Here is a 17,002-nt window from a genome sequence, read left to right on the forward strand (position 1 = left end):
CGAAAAATACTCACACCACACACAAACCAACCAAACCCCAAGAGGCGGTTGATCATTCGCGGATGTGAAGTACCAAATCAATTTTGGCACTGACATTCATCGACACACTGTTGAGTTCTCAAAGAACACGCGCACACCATCACCACGACCCTATGGCCGCCGCTCCGGGGCAACTTTTCCAGCCTATCCCAACCAAGTCACCGGCGCAAACCGGAACCCCGTGAAGAAAAACTGGATTGTGTTCGCCAGGCACTTCGTACAACCTCGTGTCACTCACCCTCGCAGGTGGGAGTCGGTGTCCGTGTCGCTCTGACCTGGACAAAGTTACGCGAAGATCAACACAACACCAAATCGCCAGGTCAGAGCACTGCGGTCGGTAAACTTCACGGAACCCAGTACCTCTCGGCCAGTTCTTCGACGATCGGATCGCCTTCCTCGGCCTGTTCCAACGCTTCGAGGTCGTCGTTGATCGACACCAACCGGGGATCGTCACCCTCAGCTTCCTGGATCGGGTGCCGACCGTCCTCGGCGAGTTGCCTCAGCAGCTTTTCCTTGACGCGGGCTTTCAACGAATCAGCCATACCGTCAGCATGTGCCGCTCGTGCCCAGTTGTCGAGACCTACTCGTCGTCCTTCTTGCCGAAGACACGTCGTGCCGTCGGAATCAGGATGATCAGCGCGCCGAGCAGAACGATGAGCGAAAAAACCTGCAGTGCCATGTCGACCTCTTACCGTCACGCCGGCGCGAGCCAGCTCCCCCACGGGGTGTTTCGAACAACCGTAAATGCAACGAGAACTCCGAGCACCACGATCGTCACAGTCGGCCGAAGCACGATCATGCGATCCCGCGTGCCTTTCCAACGGCGCACTGTCCAACCGATCCACGCGATCACCAAGACCGCGATAAACGGCACGATCAAGACATTGCTGGACACTGCGGCGCCAAGATCCAGATTAGTCAGGTCGTTGACCGCACGAAGGCCACCACACGCCGGGCACCACAATCCCGTCAACGCGTACATCGGACAAACGCCGTAACTACCCGCGCTGTGGGGATCACGGAAGTGGAGTACCGCGGCGGCCGTCACCGCCACTGCAGCAACTCCGACGGGTGCGGCCAACGCGCGTCGTCGACGTGCGACCGCTTCCAACTCCATGACACCCACTGTATGAGACCTCGGCAGCGACTAGCGCGCGCGAACGACTACCGACCGGACCACCATGTCGTGCCAGCACTGGTGCTTCGAGTCCCAGAGCGGCCAGAGGTAGTTGAGGAAGCAGGCGCCACCCAGGATCGCCATCATGATCCAACGAAGCAGCGCCATCACCGGGCCGAGAGGTACACCGTCGGACTCCCGAATCACCGAAATTCCCAGCCACTTCTTGCCGAGCGTCTGTCCGGTGTTCCCTTGCCTGAAGACGAGATTCCACACCTCGATCAAGAAGATCGCCAGTATTCCGACGACCATGACGATCACGCCGACCGGATTGCCGCCTTCCGCGCTCACGCTGCCGTCGTCGTATGTGGTCACTTCGGATCCGGAGAACGCGATCACCGCCCCGATGATCGCGAGGATGACACCCGGGAGCGGAACGACAAAGCCGTCGAGGATTGACGCGAGCACGCGAGAGATCCAGGTTGCGTACGGATAGGCGGGCGTCGGCGGCTGATAACCCTGCGGCGGCATCGGCGGCATCTGCCCGTACGGTGGCTGATTCTGCGATGGTTGGCCCGGTCCCCAGTTCTGATCCGACATCGAGGTCTCCCCTGTTCAGGCACGTGTTCGCCGAACTCAGGATAAACCGCACATACGCAAGAATTGAGAACTAACGACAAGAGCCCCACATCCGGATTTCCGGGTGTGGGGCTCTTGGCCGAGCTGCCTGAGAGAATCGAACTCTCGACCTTTTCATTACGAGTGAAATGCTCTACCGACTGAGCTAAGGCAGCGTGCCTTTCGGCGGTGGCGAGTCTATCTGGTCAACCCCCGGATCGCGAAAACGGGGGTCGGAAAGCGGCTCCGATGGAGGCAACCATCGCATCGAGCGCCCACTGCAACTTGACGTTGAAGTCGACAGCTTCGCGGCATTCGAGCACTGCTTCGATGCACTTGAGCAACCCCTCCGGGGACGTTCGGGCAGCGAGCTCGGCGGCCTGACGGGCCATGTCGGGATGAGTCGCCGTCGACGTCGAACCCAGTGAGTACGAAAGTGCATCCCTGTACATGCCGGCCAGATCGATCAGCGTCCGGTCGAGAAGATCACGGCGGGCCCGGGTGTCGCGCGATTTTTGACGCGCTTCGAGGTCCTTGATCAGACCAGCAGATCCGCGCAGAGTCCCTGCCGTTCCCTTGCCGGTACCACCGCCGCCCAACGCGACCTTGAGTTCTTCGAGTTCCTGTTCCTTGAGCTCGGCGTAGAACGCCTTGGTGTCGGCCTCGATCGACTTCACCAAATTCTCTGCGGCCTTGTACGCCGTCGACGCCCCGATGGCGTCGGCAGCTAGCCGCAGCGAACGCTGACGCTCGTCCCGTGCGCTCTCGTCAGTGGCGAGACGCCGAGCCCGCCCGACATGTCCGCCGCTGATCGATGCGGCGATTCTCGCCCGCTCGGGATCCAGCCCGTCGCGGTCGATCAATACCTGAGCGATCGATTCGACGGACGGCGTCACCAACGGCATGTGCCGGCACCGCGAGCGCAAGGTGACAGACATGTCTTCGGGATCGGTCGTGGGCGCGCAGAGCAGGATGACCGTGCGGTCCGGCGGCTCCTCGACAACCTTCAGGAGGGCGTTGGCCGCGCCTTCGGTCAAACGATCGGCATCCTCGACCACGATGACCTGCCATCGCCCTGTCGTCGGCCGCCGCGAAGCGATGTTGACTATCTCGCGCATGCCCTTGACGCTGATGCTCAGGCCGTCGGGGATGATCCGTCGTACGTCACCGTGGGTGCCGCCCATCGTGGTCGTACACGCATGGCACTCGCCGCACCCTGGTGCACCGTCGGAGGTGCACTGCAGGGCCGCGGCGAAGCAGAGAGCGGCCACCGAACGACCTGAGCCGGGTGGCCCGGTGAAGAGCCACGCGTGAGTCATCTCCGAGCCGCTGGAATCGCCACGAGCCGACAGTGCGGCATCGCGCAGGCTCTGCTCGACGTCGTGCTGACCCACCAGCCGACCGAACACACCTCGTTCGGCCACTTCAGTACTCATGCAAAAACCCTAACCGTCGGCACCGACGAAGCCTTACGAGTCCTTCTTCGCCGGAGCCTTCTTGGCTGCTGCCTTCTTTGCCGGAGCCTTCTTGGCTGCAGTCTTCTTGGCAGCGGCCTTCTTTGCCGGGGCCTTCTTGGCCGCTGCCTTCTTCTTGACCGGGCCGCGAGCACGACGATCAGCCAGCAACTCCGACGCACGAGCATCGGAAATGGATTCGACGTCGTCGTCCTTACGAAGGCTGGCATTGGTCTCGCCGTCGGTGACGTACGGACCGAAACGGCCGTCCTTGATCACCATCGGCTTCTCGCTGACCGGATCGACACCCAGCTCACGCAGCGGAGGCGTTGCCGACGCCTGACGTCCACGACGCTTCGGCTCGGCGTAGATCTTGAGTGCCTCGTCGAGCGTGACGGTGAACATCTGCTCTTCGTTGGCGAGCGAGCGCGAGTCCGTGCCCTTCTTCAGGTACGGACCGTATCGGCCGTTCTGCGCCGTGATCTCTTCCTTCGATTCGGGGTCGACACCGACGACGCGAGGAAGCGAGAGCAAACGAAGCGCATCTTCCAAGGTGATCGTCGCCAAGTCCATGGACTTGAGCAGCGATCCGGTCCGCGGCTTGGGACCCGCGACCTTCTTGGCAGCCTTCTTCGCCGGCGCTTTCTTGGCGGCGGCCTTCTTCACCGCAGTCTTGGTGCTGCCCGAACTGATTTCCTCCGGCTCGGGAGCGGAGACGGGAACGATGTCCGGTTCCGGCTCGGCCGGCGGTTCGGGCAGGATTTCGGTCACGTAGGGGCCGAAGCGGCCTTCCTTCGCGACGATCTCGTGGCCCGTCAGGGGGTCGACGCCCAGCTTGCGACCCTCTTGAGGCGTCGAGAACAACTTCTCGGCGTACTCGGGAGTGAGCTCGTCCGGCGGCAGGTCGTCGGGAAGATTTGCCCGCTGCGAGATCAGATCGCCTTCGGGATCGTCCGGATTCTGAACCATGCGCTCGAGATACGGGCCGAACCGGCCGACACGCACGTGAACCTCGCGGCCCTCGGCGTCGTCGAAGAGACGGATGGAGTTGACCTCGCGAGCGTCGATCTCCTCGAGGTTGACGCCGACCATCTTCTTCAGCCCGCCCTCGCGGGCAACCGAACCTTCAGCGCCTGTCTCGCCACCGAAGTAGAAGCTGCTCAGCCAGTTGCCACGCTGCTCACGGCCGCCGGCGATCGCGTCGAGGTCGTCTTCCATTCCGGCGGTGAAGTCGAAGTCGACCAGCCGGCCGAAGTGCACCTCGAGCAGTCCGATGACGGCAAACGCCACCCAGGACGGAACCAGCGCGCTGCCACGTTTGTAGACGTATCCGCGATCGAGGATGGTCTTGATGATCGACGAGTACGTCGAAGGACGGCCGATGCCGAGTTCTTCGAGCGTCTTGATCAGGCTGGCTTCTGTGTAGCGGGCGGGCGGGTTGGTGCTGTGCCCGTCCGGATCGAGCTTGGTGGCCGTGACTTCCTGGCCCTTGACCAGTACCGGAAGCCTGGATTCGGCATCGTCGGACTGACCGCCGGCCTCTTCGTCGACACTTTCGACGTAAGCCTTGAGGAAGCCGGCGAACACGATGGTGCGACCCGAAGCGGAGAACGTGCAGTCCTCGCCGGTACCTGCCGTGCCGGAGATGCGGAGCGTCAGCGTCGTACCGCGGGCGTCGGCCATCTGCGAAGCGACGGTCCGCTGCCAGATCAGTTCGTACAGCTTGAACTCGTCGGAATCGAGCTTTGAGTGCAGCTGACCCGGGGTCTGGAACACGTCGCCGGCGGGGCGGATCGCCTCGTGCGCTTCCTGCGCGTTCTTGACCTTGCGGGTGTACTGACGCGGCGTCGGATGCACGTATTCCGGACCGTACAACTCGGTGGCCTGCGCACGAGCGGCTGCGATCGCCGACTCCGACAGCGTCGTCGAGTCGGTACGCATGTAGGTGATGTAGCCGTTTTCGTACAGACGCTGTGCGATGCGCATGGCGCGCTCGGACGTGAAACGAAGTTTGCGTCCGGCTTCCTGCTGGAGCGTCGACGTCATGAACGGCGGGTACGGCTTGCGGGTGTACGGCTTGTCCTCGGCAGAGGAAACCGTGAGGTCGACGCCCTGCAACGCCTCCGCGAGACGACGGGCGTACGCCTCGTCGAGCACGGTGACCGCGCTGCCCTTGAGCTTTCCGTCAGCTCCGAAATCACGGCCGGAGGCGACACGCGAACCGTCGACGGAGACCAGGCGAGCACCGAAACTACGCGGGCTGGCCTCTGCACCGGCGTCGAGCGTCGCGGAAATGTCCCAGTACGACGCCGACTTGAACGCCATGCGCTCGCGTTCACGCTGGACGATGACGCGAGTGGCCACCGACTGGACGCGGCCGGCCGAGAGCTTCGGCATGACCTTCTTCCAGAGAACCGGGCTGACCTCGTAACCGTAGAGACGGTCGAGGATGCGGCGGGTTTCCTGAGCGTCGACGAGGTCGGTGTCGAGTTCGCGGGTGTCTTCGGCAGCAGCACGGATTGCCGGCTCGGTGATCTCGTGGAAGACCATTCGACGAACCGGAATCTTGGGCTTGAGAGTCTCGAGGAGATGCCAGGCGATTGCCTCGCCCTCGCGGTCGGGGTCAGTTGCGAGGAAGAGCTCGTCGGCGTCCTTCAACAGAGACTTGAGTTCGGCGACCTTGCCCTTCTTTTCCGGGCTCACGACATAGAGCGGCTCGAAGTCGTGATCGACGTTGACGCCCAGACGGGCCCACGACTCGCCCTTGTACTTGGCCGGAACATCCGCTGCGCCGCGCGGCAGGTCGCGAATGTGACCGACCGATGCCTCGACGACGTAGTCCTTACCGAGGTAGGGAGCGATTTTGCGCGCCTTGGTCGGTGACTCGACGATCACGAGGCGACGAGGGTTACCGGACGCTCCCTGACCGCTGCCGTTGTCCGCTTTAGCCACCTGCTGCCCGAGCCTTCCTTTGGACGTTCACTGCCGTCGGCAGATCTTCAGAACTAGACGTGTGGAGCAAGTTATACCCCGTGTCTCTCTTTACAGAGTGACATACCCGCAAGACATTCGTGCAGATCAGTACAGTATGGGCTCCGTCGGACACGCGGCATGATCACCGTCGGACACGCGGCATGAGCACCGTCAGACGTGTGGCCAGGCGACCGAAGTGTCGACGTGTTTCGGCGCCTCACCGAGGTATTCGACGAGCTTTGTCAGTCTCTTCTTTCCCGACACACGGAGCCCCGGGCCCGGTGTCCGGTTACCCAGTTGGGTCGGCGCGATACCCACTCGCATCAAGGCCTGAGCGAGCGGTGCGTGCGTCTCCTTGGCATGGGGGTCGAGGCCGAACACGAATCGCTCGCCCCCTTCTTCGAGCCGACCGGCCGCGACGGCCCACACCCGGAGTTGGCGGGAGTTCGGTACCCAACCGACCGGCACCGCCTTCACTGCTCCCTTGGTCCACTGCACGGACAGCGGAAGGAGCGCGGGGGTCGACTGAGTTCGGACGAGTGGGCTGCCTTCTTCGCTGCGCGTCACCTCGGCCCCGAGTCCGCACTGCGCGATCAACTCCGCAACGGCCTGCGCCCTCCAGTCCCGATCCACGACGATCGAGATCCGGGCGCGGTCCTCTGAGGTCACGACCTGACCTGGTCCGGCCAGCATTCCGGCGAGGTCCGTCACGGCAGGTGGAATCGACTCGGCAGAGAAAAAGGACAGTTGGCTCACAGAGTGAAACGTAAGCCACGAAGGCAGTGACGGCATAGACGACCGGCCGACGACCGGCCGTGGTCGAACCGCTGCGTGTATTACATCGGACAGAGAAAGTACTGAATCAGCCCGAAAAGATTTGTCCCCCACCGCACGGGTGCGATGGGGGACAAATACTGTCCGAACTAATCGCTCAGCGAGTGAGCGGAAAAATCAGACCGCGCGAACGCCGGTAGCCTGGGGACCCTTGGTGCCCTGGCCGACCTCGAACTCCACACGCTGGTTCTCCTCGAGGGTACGGAAGCCGTTGCCCTGAATTTCGGAGTAGTGAACGAAGACGTCTGCGGAACCGTCTTCGGGAGCGATGAAGCCGAAGCCCTTTTCAGCGTTGAACCACTTCACAGTGCCCTGTGCCATGCTTTTCCTTCTCTTTCTAACACCGGATTCGGTGAACAGCCCTTACAGTCCACCGGGCCGGTTCCGACCGCTGTACGTCTTTATTTCCCCCTCAGGAAAGGCAGAGCACCGCGCCCGCAACAACGATCCTGCGAGCGTGCACTTTCTCAAGCCTACGAACACAGAAGCTGCGACCGATTGTCAGTCAACCATGTTCTCCGCGTGCACAACAGTCGAAAAGGGAACTAAAAACGTTAAAAGTTCGCTACGAGAAAAACAGCCCACGATCGTGGTTTCCCGCTTGCGCGCCGACCACCCGGTTCCACCAAGACCATCGGCCGTTGCGTATCATCAAAACTGCAGGTAGCGACAGTTTCCGATTGCCGCCACACCCCAACGCCGAGCCCGGAGAGTCACGTGAACGCACCTTCCCCGATCCCCGCCCCGGGAGGGAAGCCTGGCGAGACCTACGGGCAGATGCTGCTCGATCGCGTCGTCGCCGGGGTCAGTGGAAGCGAAAAACCACTGATGTTCACCGCGCAGTTACCTGCTCGCGTAGCCGAGTTCACCGAATGGCCGGATTGGGTGCACCCCAGCGTCGTCCGCGCGCTCGCCGAGCACAGCGTGCGGTCCCCGTGGATCCACCAGAGTGAGGCCGCCGACCTCGCGTACGAGGGAAAACACGTGGTCGTGGCCACCGGAACGGCGTCGGGTAAGTCACTGGCATACCAACTCCCGGTGCTGACGGCCATGGCGACCGATCCGCTCGCAACTGCCCTGTACCTCTCCCCCACCAAAGCGCTGGGCTCGGATCAACTGCGAGCAGTGCTGTCCCTCACCGACTTCGACGTCGAACTTCGCAGCACGAACGCCAGTGCGTACGACGGCGACACCTCGCAGGAACTCCGCACCTGGGCACGCGAGAACTCACGCTGGCTCTTCACCAACCCCGACATGATCCACATTTCGCTGCTCCGCACCCATCAGCGATGGGCGCACTTCTTCCGCAACCTGAAATACGTGATCATCGACGAATGCCACTCCTACAGGGGAGTCTTCGGTTCCAACGTCGCGCTCGTGATCCGGCGACTACGCAGAATTGCAGCCCGTTACGGCGCCGAACCTACCTTCATCCTGGCCAGCGCGACCACAGCAGATCCCGGCGCGGCGGCCTCGCGGCTCATAGGCGCACACTGCACCGAGGTCACGGAAGACGGATCGCCGCACGGCCCACGCACCGTCGCACTGTGGGAGCCGCCGCTACTCGAGGCATTGACCGGCGAAAACGGTAGCCCGGTACGACGTCCCGCGGGCGCGGAAGCAGCCCGGATCATGGCGGACCTCATGATCGAAGGCGCTCGTACTCTCACCTTCGTCCGCTCCCGCCGCGGCGCCGAACTGACCGCGATGGCCACGAAACGTCTACTCGCCGAGGTGGACCCGGACCTCGCCGAGCGAGTCGCGTCGTATCGCGCCGGATATCTGGCCGAGGACCGTCGCGAACTGGAAGCTGCACTCGCCGACGGCACACTGCTGGGCGCAGCCACCACCAACGCACTCGAACTCGGTGTCGACATCGCAGGCCTCGACGCCGTTGTCGTGGCGGGCTTCCCGGGCACCGTCGCCTCGTTCTGGCAGCAAGCCGGTCGCTCGGGGCGACGCGGCGAGGGTTCACTGGTCGTGTTGATCGCACGCGACGATCCACTCGACACCTACCTCGTTCACCATCCGTCGGCGGTACTGGACAAACCCGTCGAGGCGACGGTGACAGATCCCGGAAATCCGTACGTCCTGGGCCCACAACTGCTCTGTGCTGCAATGGAACTCCCACTCTCCGATGCCGAGGTGGACGCATTCGGTGCTCTCGAGGTTCTCACCAGACTGTCGGAGGAAGGCAAGATCCGGCGCCGAAAGCACGGATGGTTCGTCACCGCCGATTCGAACCCCCACGGCTCTCTGGACATTCGCGGCGGTATCGGAACTCAAGTGGCCATTGTCGACGGTGAATCCGGCCGGATGCTGGGCACTGTCGACGCGGGCCGCGCACCGGCAACAGTCCATCCCGGCGCCGTGCACATCCATCAAGGCGAGACCTACGTCGTCGACGAACTGGACCTCGACGTCGGACTCGCATTGGTACACACCGAGAATCCGGACTGGACCACCTCGGCTCGCGAGACCACCGAAATCACGATCACCGAACAACTCGAGCACAAGAACTACGGCGACATCGCCGTCGCTCTCGTTCAGGTCGAGGTGACACATCAAGTCGTCGGGTACCTACGACGGTTGACTTCGGGTGAAGTCCTCGACTCGATCGAACTCGACATGCCCGCACACACTTTGCCCACCAGGGCAGTGATGTACACGGTCACACCGGAACTACTCGAATCCATCGGGGTGCCGCCCGAGCGGTTCCCCGGATCACTGCATGCCGCCGAACATGCCGCGATCGGTCTGCTGCCGCTGGTGGCGATCTGCGACCGCGGAGACATCGGCGGAGTATCGACGGCGATGCACGCGGACACCGGACTCCCGACGGTCTTCGTCTACGACGGTCATGCCGGCGGCGCCGGGTTCGCCGACCGGGGGCACAGCGAACTGTCACGATGGCTCACCGCGACGCGCGACGCAATACTGTCCTGCGAGTGCGCTCACGGATGCCCGTCCTGCGTCTATTCACCCAAGTGCGGCAACGGAAACGATCCGCTGGACAAGGACGGCGCGGTCAAGGTTCTGACCGCCGTCATCGACACGATCAGCTGACCGGACCCGCACGGGCGTAAGCCTGCGCATCACTGATCCCGAAGCCCGACAACAACACCGGTGCGCGTATCTCGACCACTACATCCCACCCCTGCACCTCACACTCCGCGAGCACCGTACGCATACGCTCCGCGATCGCCGCGGACATCTCACACGCCGACTCGTCGCCGCCGTCCAAGGCGCCCGCACCGCCGAGAGCCGAAAGATCAGCGGCCGACTGAGCCGTGTGCCGAGCCACCACTGCGGAACCGACATGCAGCATCCCACCGGTCACCATCACGATCGCTGCCAGAACGCAGCACGCCAGAACCGTGGCAACACCTTCGTCGTCACGTAGGTTCACCCCTCCTCCACTCCCGACTCCACAGCTGCCACCGCCTCGGAAGAAATGTCGACCAACGGCAGCAACGCACTCTCGGCGCTGACAACGGCAACGGCAAAACCGTCCACGATCTCCACCGAGATCGACGCATCTTCGGGTGCGATCCGGCGGGCCGTGGCGACCGCAGACTCACGATCACCACGTGCCACCAACCGCGCGGCCTCACGAGCGGCGTCGACACACCGAACCTGCATCGACACCGCCAGGACTCCACCGACACACAGCACGACCACCGTGACGATCGAAGCCAGAGCAATCGCGGCCTCCACCGTCACGGCGCCGTCGTCGGCTTGCCGAATACCTCTCGTGGACAACATCACACAGCTGTCTTGAGCGCCTTGTCGATGATGCCTGTCAGCGCCGAGACAATGGAGTCGCCAGTGACAACCGTGTACAGGACGGCACCGAATGCGGCAGCCGCAATCGTGCCGATCGCGTACTCCGCGGTGGACATGCCGTCGTCCTCGGCAACCAACAGCGCAAATCTGGCCGACACCGTCCTGAGCGTCTTCGAAATCATTTCTCCCCCTTCAATCGAAACCTGTGGCAGCACTTCTGCCGCAGGAGCTTTCACTCGGATCCGGCTCACAGCAGGCCGTTACCGAGCACAGTCGTGGCAAGCCCGATCACCACCGGGACGATGCCCAAGGCGATGAACGCCGGCAGGAAACACAGCCCGAGTGGACCGCTGATCAGCACTCCCGCGCGTTCGGCTGCGGCAGCAGCAAGATCCTCGGCGTCACCTCGACTGCGCTCGGCGAGTTCGGCCATGGATGAGGACAGCGACGAACCCGAACGGGCGGAACGCCGAGCCATTCTGGCGAGCGCCTCGGTATCGGGATCGAGAGCGGCTTCGCTCCACGCGGCGTCGGGATCGGCACCGAGCGCCAGAAGGTCGGCGACGCGACGAAGCGAGTCGGCCATCGGTTTCGGTGCCGTCGACGCCATCGATGTGATCGCGGCGGAGACGGGAAGCCCCGCTCGTAGGCAGGCCCCGAGAAGGTCGAGACTTGCGGCAACTGCGAGTGGATCCGGCTTGTCCGGGACTGGAACCGAATTTTCTGTTGTTGTGTCCGCGAAGAGAATTTCTGCCGCCCTGGCCGAAGCACCGCGCCGAGCGGGAATGATCGCGAACGCCAACGCCATCATCGCCACGGATGCCCAACTCACGACGTGACCTTCGCAGTTATCCGGTCGGTCCAGAGCAGACCCGCTGAGACACAAGCGGTTCCGATCACCAGGAGCACGCCGCCGAGCCCACCTCCGAACAGCACGCGCAGCGGCGACGCACCCATCAATTGCCCGAGACCGATCCCCAACAGCGGGAGAAAGGCCAACACCGCCGCGGTCGCCCGAGCGCCCGCCAACCCGGCCTCGGTACGCTGACGAAAGCGTCTACGTCCCAACATGTCCGTCCGGACGGCGCCGAGTAGTTCCGCCAGTGCCAGCCCGTGTTGGTCGGCGACCCGCCAGACGGATCCGATGCGGGAGAACTCACGCTCGATGCACGAATCCGGTACCGCGAAGGCCGCTGCGGCAGAACCACCGAGACGCGCCCTGGCCCCAGCGGACCGGAATACGGCACTCACTTCTCCGGTACATTCCTCGCCTGCAACAGAACTGGCCGCTGCAGGATGCGCGCCGACGCTCAGCTCGGCGATCAGCACCTCCAGACCGGAGAGCAGCATCTTCTGTGAGAGGTCCCGGTTTTCGGCCGCCTTCGCGCGGCGCCCACGAAAGATCAAGGTTCCGGCGAGGACAACCGCTGCGCATCCTGCCGACAAGCCTCCGAGAACCCATGCAGCCGACACCGCGAAAAATGCGGCGACCAACTGCCACGGAATCTGCCGGTCGGGCTTGCGGATGCTCGGGGCGTACGCAGCGAGCCGAGCACGTGAATCCCGCACCGGCGCAATCGAGACCGCCAACGCGAGGACCAGGAAGGAAACCGTCACGTCCCGACCTCTCGATTGCGAAGCCGGAACATCCGCTCGAGCCGCTCACGACCCGAACCGCCGTCCGGCCACGCCTGCATGATTCGTACATACCCGTCCGCACCGCGGTCGATGACACCGATCTGTTCGAGACGCCTCGATCCGTCAGCCAATCTGTGCACGTGCAGGATCACTTGAACTGCCGCGGCAAGTTGACTGTGCAACGCGTGGCGATCCATACCGCCGAGCGCCGCCAACGCCTCGAGTCTGGCCGGCACCTCTTCGGGCGAATTGGCGTGAACGGTGCCGGCGCCGCCGTCGTGGCCGGTGTTCATCGCCGTGAGCAGATCAGTCACCTCTGCGCCGCGGACCTCACCGACGACGATGCGATCGGGACGCATTCGTAGTGCCTGCCGAACCAGATCGCGCACCGTCACCTCTCCGACGCCCTCGACGTTGGGAGCTCTGGCGACGAGGCGGACGACGTGTGGATGCGGCGGCGCCAGTTCGGCCGCGTCCTCGACACAGACGATTCGCTCGCGCGGGTCGACCGCGCCGAGCATGGCGGACAACAACGTGGTCTTTCCCGCACCGGTCCCGCCGATCACCAGAAAAGCCAAGCGACAAGAAATGATGCGATTGAGGAGCTCCCGCGCGTCCGGTTCCACGGCGCCGTGGGCGGACAGCGCGTCGAGACCCTGGGTCGCGGGCCGCAACACTCGCAGTGACACGCAGGTTCCACCCTGGGCCACGGGTGCGAGTACGGCATGAAGTCGTACCCCGAAGTGCCCGTCGCCGACGCCCCGCAGGCGGCCGTCGACCCACGGTTGGGCGTCGTCGAGGCGTCGACCTGCCGACAGTGCCAACCGCTGCGCCAATCGACGCACAGCTGCCTCGTCGGTGAACCGCACCCCTGACCTTTCGAGGCCGACCCCGCGGTCCACCCAGACCTGATCCGGCGCGGTCACCAGTACGTCGGCGACCCCGGGTTCGTGCAGCAGAGGTTCGAGCGGCCCCGCGCCTGTCAGTTCCGTCTGGAGCACCCTGACGACCTCCAACAGATCCGTGTCCGCCAGAACGCCCGAGGACTCAGCTCGCACGGCATCGGCAACGGTGGCCGCCGTCGGCTCGGCGACCGACGACGCCGTCAATCGCTCGCGAACTCGGTCGAGCAGTTCGGCCGTGACCAACGCACTCATGCCGCAGCCCTGCGCGGGCGTGCGCCGGATTCGACGGCGTCGAGTACCGCTGTTGCCGCCACACTCAACGGACAACCGCGGGTCAATTCGAGGCCACCACGCTCGAGCATCGGCGCCAGCGATCGGTGGCCGCGCATCACGGCCGTCAGGGGCAGGCCGAGCATGTCTGCCACATCGGCGCCGCGTAGGCCCCCCGGTGCCGGCCCACGCACGACGAGCCCGACGTTGGAGTTGTGTCGCACCACCCAGGCTCCGACCTTCTCGGCCGCGACGCATGCGGCCACGGTGGCCGGAACCACCACGAGCACCGAATCCGACATCTCCAACACGGCCTGACCTACCTCGCTGGGATGACGTGGCACGTCGCACACCACCAGCCCGCCGGAACTGCGACCTGCGTCAAGCACGGCGCGAACGGCGGTCACTGTCGGACCGTCGATCTCCCGGCGACTGCTCACCAGAACCCTCAGAAACTTTCCCTTTGCCGGCAGTGCATCGCGCAGCGCCTCCGGGGACAACCGCCCGCCCTCGACGGTCAGTGCACCCCAACGTAATCCGGGAGCAGTCTCGATACCCAACAGCACGTCGGCGCCGGAACCGAGTGCGTCGACGTCCACCAACAGCGTCGGGACGTGACGTGCCGCCGACGTCAACGCGACAGCCGCAGCAGTTGCCGAGGCTCCGCCGCCGCCACAACCACCCACCACGCTCACGACGGTGCCGTCACCACTGACGTCTACGTGATCGGCCAGAACTGCGACCAGCGCGTTCTCTTCCTCGGGCAAGGACAGAACGCTGTCGGCTCCGATCGCGGTGGCGCTCTTCCAGTCGTCGACGGTCGGTGTGCCGTCGCATACGAGGAACACTCGCGTTCGCTTGGGGGAACGAGCCAGAGCATCTCGCGCCGCCGACGCGTCCAGTACCACCGCCGAGGCCCGGTTCCACTGTTGCCGGGACACGGGATGTTCGGCCTCGTCCAGCCGGCGGTCCACCGCGGCGGCGACGCGTCGCACGCTCGCGAGGATTTTCGCGTCGTCGACGAGAACCAGAATGGGAGCCCCGGTTTCCTGAGAGCTGATCGTCGTGTTCATGACTGCAGAGCCTGAACGAGCACCGGCAGCGAAAACAGTGGGCCGAACAACCCTGTGGACAACTGGGAGGTTGGGGAGAAACAGGCCTGAGACAGAGGACGGCCCCCGCCAATGGGGGGAGGAGGCGGGGGCCGTCTGAGTTCAGCCCCGGGGGGTCGGGCTGAACTAGTTCGAACGAATCGAACAGCAACGATCTTACACCCGCCATCGGCGAGAAATGCAAGCCTGAGCTGCACTGAACTGCTGTTTTTCGCCGAAAGAGGACGCTTGCCGAAGAGCACACGAACCGCCTGTCGGACTATCCTCAATCCTGTGACCGACAAGCCTGCGAACGGACTGAATACCGGGCGGACAGCCGCTTTCTTCGATTTGGACAAAACGATCATCGCGAAGTCGAGCACCCTGGCGTTCAGCAAGCCATTCTTCGCACAGGGTCTGATCAATCGACGCTCGGTTCTCAAGAGCAGCTATGCGCAATTCCTGTTTCTACTGTCCGGCGCCGATCACGATCAGATGGAGCGCATGCGCGAGCATCTGACGGCGATGTGTGCGGGCTGGGACGTGGAACAGGTGAAGGCCGTCGTCGCGGAGACTCTGCACGACATCGTCGATCCACTCGTCTTCGCCGAGGCGGCCGATCTGATCGCAGATCACAAGCTGCGTGGACACGACGTCATCGTCGTGTCTGCTTCGGGTGAAGAGATCGTCGCACCGATCGCCCGCGCCCTCGGCGCCACCCATTCCGTCGCGACGTCGATGAGGGAGGAAGACGGCCACTACACCGGCGAGGTGGACTTCTACTGCTACGGCCCCGGCAAGGTCGAAGCCATGGAAAAACTCGCCGCGGAGTACGGTTACGACCTCGCCGCCAGTTACGCCTACTCCGACTCGGTGACGGATTTACCCATGCTCGAGGCTGTCGGACATCCGACCGCAGTCAACCCCGATCGAGCGTTGCGCAAGGAAGCGGCCGTAAACGGTTGGCCCATACTGACTTTCTCGAATCCGGTCTCACTTCGTGCCCGATTGTCGGCCCAGTCCACGACCACGGTGGCTACTACCGCTGCGGTGGGAATCGCAGCTCTGGTGGCCGGCGCCATGACCTTCGGGCTACTGCGCCGGAAACGCTGAAATCCAAGGCCCACAAACAAAAATTGGTACTTGCTGTGAGCCCGGACACAGGGTACAAAGGAGTTACGGAAGAACGGAAGGCCAGGAACGGCTCGGAAGAGAAGGACCGTTTCCCCAACCGAAATTCCTAGCACGGGCACTAGGGCACCCACGCGGAGCACAAGCCACTATAAGGGCAGAAGCGTTGTGGGCCTGCGAGATTCGTTCAATTTGAGCGAGGACCCCGCACAGGTTGCGGGGACGACCTCAGAAAGTGCGATCCCTCGCCGAGGCCACCCACACAACCCACCGAGCACGCTTGGTAACGAGTAGTCCGTGCTGACGGGCGGCGAAGTCGATTTATCGGCAGCGCCGCCCGTTCGTTATGTTCCGGCAGGGGCAATTTGCCGGACTATCCGGTAGCGGCGTCGGCAATCGAAGTCGCCTCTCGCGCACCGGCTTCGAGAGCACCACAGCACAGAATCACCCAACTGCCGACGCCCGCCGGATTTCCCGAAGCGAATCCTGCCGCGCCGTCCGTGTACGCCTGTGGTCGCCGAAGCCAACTGACCTCGGGGACCCCGAGATTGTGCGGATCCAGCCCCGACGAGACCGCAACCAGACGCGAGGCCGCGCGGGCGACGATGCCGTCAGCGGTGCCGAACGGGCTCAGCGCCAAGAGTTCTCCGTGTACGACGGCCGCCAGAACAGGTGCCGGTGCACTGGTTCCGCCTGTAACGAGTTGGGCGAGAGCGTCCAACCGCTCCCCCACTCCGCGATCCGACCGTGGCCGCCCCAGTTGATCTGCGTCCTCGACGAGATCCGCCGCGGCCAACAGGTGCAGCCGGGCCAGAGCCTGAAGTGGGGCGCGCTTCCACGTCGACTCCATGAGCGGAAGGCTGTCGCCGTCGAGAGCCTGAGCCACGCGCAGAGCACCCGCGAGAATCGGATCACCGGCCATGCCCTCGGCCGGCAATTCGGTGGTGCCACCGGCGAGCGATGCGGAAGCGCGCGCGGCACGAACCGCGGCTTCGGCGGCAGTGGTGGGCCAACCGCGACGGTTGGTCTTGTGCCGATGAACCTCACCCAGAGCATCGCGCGCATGATCGGCGGCGGCGCGTACGCCTGGAAGATCGACGAGGGGCTGCAAGGGGTCCGTCACGATCAACGACGGTACCCTTGCAG

At 63.9% G+C, this 17,002-nt stretch carries 17 protein-coding genes and 1 tRNA gene; 2 read left to right on the top strand and 16 right to left on the bottom strand.

The window, feature by feature from the left end; all coding sequences use genetic code 11:
• Positions 1–383: 383 nt before the first annotated feature.
• The 8 genes from V3587_RS24275 to cspE all read right to left on the bottom strand — a co-directional run bounded on the left by V3587_RS24275 (position 384) and on the right by cspE (position 7,356).
• A complete protein-coding gene (locus V3587_RS24275; protein WP_003946112.1) occupies positions 384–581 on the bottom strand; it encodes a hypothetical protein in 198 nt (65 codons plus the stop codon).
• 152 nt (positions 582–733) lie between these two features.
• Positions 734–1,156, bottom strand: coding sequence for a DUF2752 domain-containing protein (locus V3587_RS24280; RefSeq protein WP_124566771.1), 423 nt, complete (start codon positions 1,154–1,156; stop codon positions 734–736).
• Positions 1,157–1,186: 30 nt separating this feature from the next.
• Complete coding sequence (locus V3587_RS24285) at positions 1,187–1,756, bottom strand: RDD family protein (protein WP_166813982.1); 570 nt, start codon at positions 1,754–1,756, stop codon at positions 1,187–1,189.
• A gap of 121 nt (positions 1,757–1,877) precedes the next feature.
• Positions 1,878–1,950: transfer RNA gene (locus V3587_RS24290), tRNA-Thr, on the bottom strand.
• Positions 1,951–1,980: 30 nt separating this feature from the next.
• Entirely contained in the window at positions 1,981–3,210 is a 1,230-nt protein-coding gene (locus V3587_RS24295) for a DNA polymerase III subunit delta' (protein WP_095973514.1), read from the bottom strand.
• Positions 3,211–3,243: 33 nt separating this feature from the next.
• The gene (gene topA / locus V3587_RS24300) at positions 3,244–6,180 is read right to left on the bottom strand and encodes a type I DNA topoisomerase (protein WP_019746651.1); all 2,937 of its coding nucleotides are present in this window, start codon (positions 6,178–6,180) and stop codon (positions 3,244–3,246) included.
• A gap of 192 nt (positions 6,181–6,372) precedes the next feature.
• Positions 6,373–6,957 (bottom strand): hypothetical protein, encoded by a 585-nt coding sequence (locus V3587_RS24305; RefSeq protein WP_003946106.1) that lies wholly within the window; start codon positions 6,955–6,957, stop codon positions 6,373–6,375.
• 195 nt (positions 6,958–7,152) lie between these two features.
• Complete coding sequence (gene cspE / locus V3587_RS24310; protein ID WP_003946117.1) at positions 7,153–7,356, bottom strand: transcription antiterminator/RNA stability regulator CspE; 204 nt, start codon at positions 7,354–7,356, stop codon at positions 7,153–7,155.
• A 456-nt stretch (positions 7,357–7,812) separates the two neighbouring features.
• On the opposite strand from cspE, the gene V3587_RS24315 reads away from it, so the two are divergent.
• Positions 7,813–10,101, top strand: coding sequence for a DEAD/DEAH box helicase (locus tag V3587_RS24315; protein WP_095973512.1), 2,289 nt, complete (start codon positions 7,813–7,815; stop codon positions 10,099–10,101).
• On the opposite strand, the gene V3587_RS24320 is transcribed toward V3587_RS24315, so the two are convergent.
• The 7 genes from V3587_RS24320 to ssd all read right to left on the bottom strand — a co-directional run bounded on the left by V3587_RS24320 (position 10,094) and on the right by ssd (position 14,707).
• Entirely contained in the window at positions 10,094–10,444 is a 351-nt protein-coding gene (locus V3587_RS24320; RefSeq protein WP_283377284.1) for an Rv3654c family TadE-like protein, read from the bottom strand. The two genes, V3587_RS24315 and V3587_RS24320, sit on opposite strands and share 8 nt — an antisense overlap.
• A complete protein-coding gene (locus V3587_RS24325; protein ID WP_047270007.1) occupies positions 10,441–10,800 on the bottom strand; it encodes a TadE family type IV pilus minor pilin in 360 nt (119 codons plus the stop codon). Before V3587_RS24325 ends, V3587_RS24320 begins: the two co-directional genes overlap by 4 nt.
• Positions 10,800–11,003, bottom strand: coding sequence for a DUF4244 domain-containing protein (locus V3587_RS24330; protein WP_007732448.1), 204 nt, complete (start codon positions 11,001–11,003; stop codon positions 10,800–10,802). Before V3587_RS24330 ends, V3587_RS24325 begins: the two co-directional genes overlap by 1 nt.
• Before the next feature lie 65 nt (positions 11,004–11,068).
• Positions 11,069–11,653, bottom strand: coding sequence for a type II secretion system F family protein (locus V3587_RS24335; RefSeq protein ID WP_230359456.1), 585 nt, complete (start codon positions 11,651–11,653; stop codon positions 11,069–11,071).
• Entirely contained in the window at positions 11,650–12,438 is a 789-nt protein-coding gene (locus tag V3587_RS24340) for a type II secretion system F family protein (RefSeq protein ID WP_230359455.1), read from the bottom strand. The genes V3587_RS24335 and V3587_RS24340 overlap by 4 nt, the downstream gene beginning before the upstream one ends.
• Positions 12,435–13,616 (bottom strand): TadA family conjugal transfer-associated ATPase, encoded by a 1,182-nt coding sequence (locus V3587_RS24345; RefSeq protein ID WP_003946116.1) that lies wholly within the window; start codon positions 13,614–13,616, stop codon positions 12,435–12,437. Before V3587_RS24345 ends, V3587_RS24340 begins: the two co-directional genes overlap by 4 nt.
• Complete coding sequence (gene ssd, locus V3587_RS24350) at positions 13,613–14,707, bottom strand: septum site-determining protein Ssd (RefSeq protein ID WP_283377285.1); 1,095 nt, start codon at positions 14,705–14,707, stop codon at positions 13,613–13,615. The genes V3587_RS24345 and ssd overlap by 4 nt, the downstream gene beginning before the upstream one ends.
• 312 nt (positions 14,708–15,019) lie before the next feature.
• Between ssd and V3587_RS24355 the strand changes: the two genes are divergently transcribed.
• Positions 15,020–15,838 (top strand): HAD-IB family hydrolase, encoded by an 819-nt coding sequence (locus V3587_RS24355; protein WP_003946123.1) that lies wholly within the window; start codon positions 15,020–15,022, stop codon positions 15,836–15,838.
• A 391-nt stretch (positions 15,839–16,229) separates the two neighbouring features.
• Here V3587_RS24355 and V3587_RS24360 read toward each other — a convergent pair whose 3' ends face one another.
• On the bottom strand, positions 16,230–16,979 hold the full coding sequence (locus V3587_RS24360) for a hypothetical protein (RefSeq protein WP_020905979.1): 750 nt from the start codon (positions 16,977–16,979) through the stop codon (positions 16,230–16,232).
• Between the last annotated feature and the right edge of the window lie 23 nt (positions 16,980–17,002).

The sequence above is a fragment of the Rhodococcus sp. IEGM 1306 genome (assembly GCF_036541985.1).
Lineage (GTDB): Bacteria > Actinomycetota > Actinomycetes > Mycobacteriales > Mycobacteriaceae > Rhodococcus_F > Rhodococcus_F qingshengii.

Excerpts from the sequence above, each read along its gene's own strand:
- V3587_RS24275 (WP_003946112.1), bottom strand. The coding sequence starts at position 581 with ATGGCTGATTCGTTGAAAGCCCGCGTCAAGGAAAAGCTGCTGAGGCAA.
- V3587_RS24280 (WP_124566771.1), bottom strand. The coding sequence starts at position 1,156 with ATGGAGTTGGAAGCGGTCGCACGTCGACGACGCGCGTTGGCCGCACCC.
- V3587_RS24285 (WP_166813982.1), bottom strand. The coding sequence starts at position 1,756 with ATGTCGGATCAGAACTGGGGACCGGGCCAACCATCGCAGAATCAGCCA.
- V3587_RS24295 (WP_095973514.1), bottom strand. The coding sequence starts at position 3,210 with ATGAGTACTGAAGTGGCCGAACGAGGTGTGTTCGGTCGGCTGGTGGGT.
- cspE (WP_003946117.1), bottom strand. The coding sequence starts at position 7,356 with ATGGCACAGGGCACTGTGAAGTGGTTCAACGCTGAAAAGGGCTTCGGC.
- V3587_RS24315 (WP_095973512.1), top strand. The coding sequence starts at position 7,813 with ATGCTGCTCGATCGCGTCGTCGCCGGGGTCAGTGGAAGCGAAAAACCA.
- V3587_RS24325 (WP_047270007.1), bottom strand. The coding sequence starts at position 10,800 with ATGTTGTCCACGAGAGGTATTCGGCAAGCCGACGACGGCGCCGTGACG.
- V3587_RS24330 (WP_007732448.1), bottom strand. The coding sequence starts at position 11,003 with ATGATTTCGAAGACGCTCAGGACGGTGTCGGCCAGATTTGCGCTGTTG.
- V3587_RS24345 (WP_003946116.1), bottom strand. The coding sequence starts at position 13,616 with ATGAGTGCGTTGGTCACGGCCGAACTGCTCGACCGAGTTCGCGAGCGA.
- ssd (WP_283377285.1), bottom strand. The coding sequence starts at position 14,707 with ATGAACACGACGATCAGCTCTCAGGAAACCGGGGCTCCCATTCTGGTT.